Annotated in this window: 5 protein-coding genes; 3 read left to right on the top strand and 2 right to left on the bottom strand. The window is 57.7% G+C overall.

The window, feature by feature from the left end; all coding sequences use genetic code 11:
* Both WBG04_RS20105 and WBG04_RS20100 read left to right on the top strand, forming a co-directional pair.
* Window positions 1-248 (top strand): hypothetical protein (locus WBG04_RS20105; RefSeq protein WP_424316511.1); only part of this gene is annotated, 248 nt, incomplete at its 5' end.
* A gap of 128 nt (window positions 249-376) precedes the next feature.
* Window positions 377-1,816 (top strand): DUF1501 domain-containing protein, encoded by a 1,440-nt coding sequence (locus WBG04_RS20100; protein ID WP_424316510.1) that lies wholly within the window; start codon window positions 377-379, stop codon window positions 1,814-1,816.
* Between the two features lie 78 nt (window positions 1,817-1,894).
* On the opposite strand, the gene WBG04_RS20095 is transcribed toward WBG04_RS20100, so the two are convergent.
* A complete protein-coding gene (locus WBG04_RS20095) occupies window positions 1,895-2,125 on the bottom strand; it encodes a hypothetical protein (RefSeq protein ID WP_424316509.1) in 231 nt (76 codons plus the stop codon).
* A gap of 27 nt (window positions 2,126-2,152) precedes the next feature.
* On the opposite strand from WBG04_RS20095, the gene WBG04_RS20090 reads away from it, so the two are divergent.
* Entirely contained in the window at window positions 2,153-2,371 is a 219-nt protein-coding gene (locus WBG04_RS20090; RefSeq protein WP_424316508.1) for a hypothetical protein, read from the top strand.
* Window positions 2,372-2,432: 61 nt separating this feature from the next.
* Here WBG04_RS20090 and WBG04_RS20085 read toward each other — a convergent pair whose 3' ends face one another.
* Complete coding sequence (locus WBG04_RS20085; protein ID WP_424316507.1) at window positions 2,433-3,689, bottom strand: LlaJI family restriction endonuclease; 1,257 nt, start codon at window positions 3,687-3,689, stop codon at window positions 2,433-2,435.
* Between the last annotated feature and the right edge of the window lie 68 nt (window positions 3,690-3,757).

The raw sequence follows: 3,757 nt of genomic DNA, 5'->3' as shown, positions 1-3,757 counted from the left end.
AACGCATGATCGACGAAGGCGGCGCGTCCCCCACCGCGCGCCTCACCTACGGCTTCCGCCTCACCACCGGCCGCGATCCGGAGGCGGGCGAGCTGGAGCTGCTGGAACAATCCCTCGACCGCCACCTCGCCCGTTATTCGGACGACGAGGCCGCCGCGAAAGCCCTCGCCGGCACCCCCGAGCAAGCCGCCTACGCCATCCTCGGCTCCACCCTCATCAACCTCGACGAGTTCATCAACCGGCCCTAGCCACCCAAACACATTTTTCCAACGCGGATTTCACGGATGAACACTGATCTTAGTATATGGATCAGGAAAAGTCTTCCATCCGTGTATTCCGTGTCATCCGTGGTTAAACATCTTCGCTAATTTTCGCCATGAACCCCATCGACACGCACCTCAACGCGATCTCCCGCCGCAGCTTCCTCGGTCTCACCGGCCTCGGCATCGGCGCGATGGCCGCCCGTACCTTGTTGGCCGCGGACGCAAAATCCCTTAGCGGCGGCGATTCCCTCGCCCGCTCCCACTTCGCCCCGAAAGCGAAACGCGTGATCTACCTTTTCCAATCCGGCGGCCCGTCCCACATCGACCTTTTCGACTACAAGCCGCACCTTGAGAAAGTCCACGGCCAGGATCTCCCCGACTCCGTCCGCCAGGGTCAGCGCCTCACCGGAATGACCTCCGGCCAGAAAAGTTTCCCGCTCTGCAAGAGCCTCGCCCGTTTCGAGCAGCGCGGCGAGAGCGGCCAGTGGATCAGCGATCTCCTGCCCTACACCTGCAAGGTCGCGGATCACATCGCGGTCATCCGCTCGATGCACACGGAGGCCATCAACCACGACCCCGGAATCACGTTCATCAACACCGGCTCGCAGTTCCCGGGAAACCCCAGCATGGGTTCCTGGGTCTCCTACGGCCTCGGCAGCATGAACGAGAACCTGCCCTCCTACGTCGTGCTCGTCTCGCAGGGCACCGGCAAAAACCCCGGGCAACCGATCTTCTCACGCCTCTGGGGCAGCGGCTTCCTGCCTTCCAACCACCAGGGTGTGCAGTTCCGCAGCGGCGCGGACCCCGTCCTTTACCTCAACGACCCCGCCGGAATGGCGCGCTCCGACCGCCGCGCGATGCTCGACGACCTCGCCGCCCTCAACCACATCCGCCACGAAAAAATGTCGGATCCGGAAATCCTCACCCGCATCAGCCAGTACGAAATGGCCTTCCGGATGCAGACCTCCGCCCCGGAACTCGCCGATCTTTCCGATGAGCCGGACTGGGTTTTCGACCTCTACGGCCCGGAGTCCCGCACCCCGGGCACCTACGCCTACAACTGCCTCCTCGCCCGCCGCATGGCCGAGCGCGGCGTGCGTTTCACCCAGCTCTTCCACCGCGGCTGGGATCAGCACAACAATCTCCAAACCCACCTCGCCAACCAGTGCCGCGACACCGACCAGGCCTCCGCCGCGCTCGTCACCGACCTCCACCAGCGCGGCCTGCTGGAGGACACGCTCGTCGTCTGGGGCGGCGAGTTCGGGCGCACCGTTTACAGCCAGGGGAAAATCGGCACCGGCCGCGACCACCACGGCCGCTGCTTCAGCACGTGGGTCGCCGGCGGCGGCATCAAGGGCGGCATCAGCTACGGCGCGACCGACGACTATTCCTACAACATCACCGAAAACCCCGTCCACATCCGCGACCTCAACGCCACCATCCTGAATTGCCTCGGCATGGATCACAACCGCTTCACCTTCCGCTTCCAAGGCCTCAACCACAAGCCCACCGGCGTGGAACCCGCCAAGGTCGTCAAGGGGATCCTTGCCTAGCCCGGAAAAGAAAGCCCGCCACCGGGAGGCCGCCGCGTGCGGGGATTTCGTTGGAATATCCGTTTCGCGGGGCGCGTATCATGGTGCCATTGCTTTTGCATGAGGCAGAAGCCCGGAATGAGAGTGACCATCCGGGAAAAAGGCGTCGGGCGACAAATCTTGCAGTCGGTTCCACCAGCTCGCCATGGATGGATTGGGAGCTCCCCAAGGAAGAAAAAATAAATTGCCAGGCAAACAGAAACGAATCCAGATGCTCCGGTCATCCGCTTTTCCCTGCCGGGCCGGACCGGCGGCTTCGATGTCCAGCATCTTGAACTGAGCGACAGCCTTCCGACCTTGAACTACCAGCTTCTCCAGGCTGACGATCCTTCCCAGTTCGGGATTCTTCTGGGAGATCCCGGTGGTCCGGTTCCCGTGACATCCATGACGAAAGGAAGCGGTGGCCCGCTCGTGTTTGACGTTCCATTCCTCGCCCCGCTTTTTCGCAGCGACGGCTCCAGAAAAGAGAAGAGCTTCCTTATGGTGTTCATCACGCCACGCATTGTGCAGGAATGACAAGGATCCTCAATCCAGCCGGAGGGAGTCAATGCTTGAAAAACGGGACCCCTTTCACGGTTCATACCGCCACTGGTGACATTAGCTCAATAATCCTGCTTCCGAGGTTGCTTCGGTCGCAATTAATATACGATGCTAAAACTTCTACTGTTGGTAGTTCAATCACGCGGATGAGCGGGAACCGTTCGTCGAACTCATCAGCGTATTCAAGGCGGATTGATGTAAGATGTCTTGATGTCTGTGCCTTCGTTGGCACGATGAATACATTTCCAGAAATTTTGTGATGAGCACTAAGCTCATACATTAATTGCTTAATAATGTCCGGTGTGGGGGGCAGGCTTCCTTCGTCGTACCATTTTGCATCAATTAAGTAACTAAGGCCGCCGGCTAGGCACCATAAATCAGGCCTTTGGGAAGAGCTTCGGGACACGATATTTCCATTCTTGTCGCGGGCAATAGGTTGAGATGCAAATTCAGAGTGGCTAATGTCGAGTATGTCCGGTGAACCAAGAATACAGGCACGTACTGCCCGCTCCCAAGTGTGTGCAAAACTTGAAGTTCCCGAGAAGCCGCTTGCTAATTTGGTTCGACAACCTCGGAGCCAGCGATCCAAGAGGCTCGCCAACGCGCGGTCGTGATCTCTGTTTGATTCGAGCAGTTCATCAATCAGGACCCTAGGGGATGCGAATTCGGAAGCAATTTCTGCGAGGGCGTTAACCTCTGAGATTATGGACTCATAGCGACCCTTCAGATCTTCAAGAACTGGACGGGCTCTGGCTTCGAGGTTTTGGAGGGCCAATGCTTGAAGGGGAGCCAATCGACTAGGTGCTGAATGTAAGCAGGTGCCAATCGTCGCGGGGAATACGAAATCCAAACCCAGATAGCTGCCAACACATTCATCTGCAGTTCGCTCCCAGTTTGCGTGAGCCAACTCCTCTGATTCAATCCAGTGTTCTTCAGTGTGCCATCCAAACTGTTCGGTATGGCTTAGAATTGCTTCAAATAGGTCACGCAGATTGTCGGCCTGTCGTATTGTCGTACTTTCGTCTGATTGAGCTTGGGCCTGATGCTGTCGTTGCTCTTTTCGAATAGTCCTAACAAGGAGATTGAATTCGTCGTGGCTGGGTGAGTCAGGAAAGACTTTAGGTAGCGAACAGCACAATTCACCAGATTGGGTTGTCCACCATCCGACAAACCGGATTCGATAGCCGTCTTCGACAACATCCAGTATTCCCAATTTTCCTATGGGTAGGGGTACGCCGAAGTTCGCTTCGGCTTCTAATCTACTAAGAACAGCTCCTTCTCGGAATGTTTTCACAGGGTCGTAATTTTGCCGATTGGCGCACCTGCACCTTCATTCCAAACCTCTTCAAGGTCGGCTAGTGT

The sequence above is a fragment of the Haloferula sp. genome, from assembly GCF_049672945.1.
Classification (GTDB): Bacteria; Verrucomicrobiota; Verrucomicrobiia; order Verrucomicrobiales; family Akkermansiaceae; genus Haloferula.
This window is presented reverse-complemented; position numbering and strand designations above follow the sequence as displayed.

Bases quoted from the DNA above. Each gene is read 5' to 3' on its own strand.
- WBG04_RS20095 (WP_424316509.1), bottom strand. From the start codon at position 2,125: ATGCTGGACATCGAAGCCGCCGGTCCGGCCCGGCAGGGAAAAGCGGAT.
- WBG04_RS20100 (WP_424316510.1), top strand. From the start codon at position 377: ATGAACCCCATCGACACGCACCTCAACGCGATCTCCCGCCGCAGCTTC.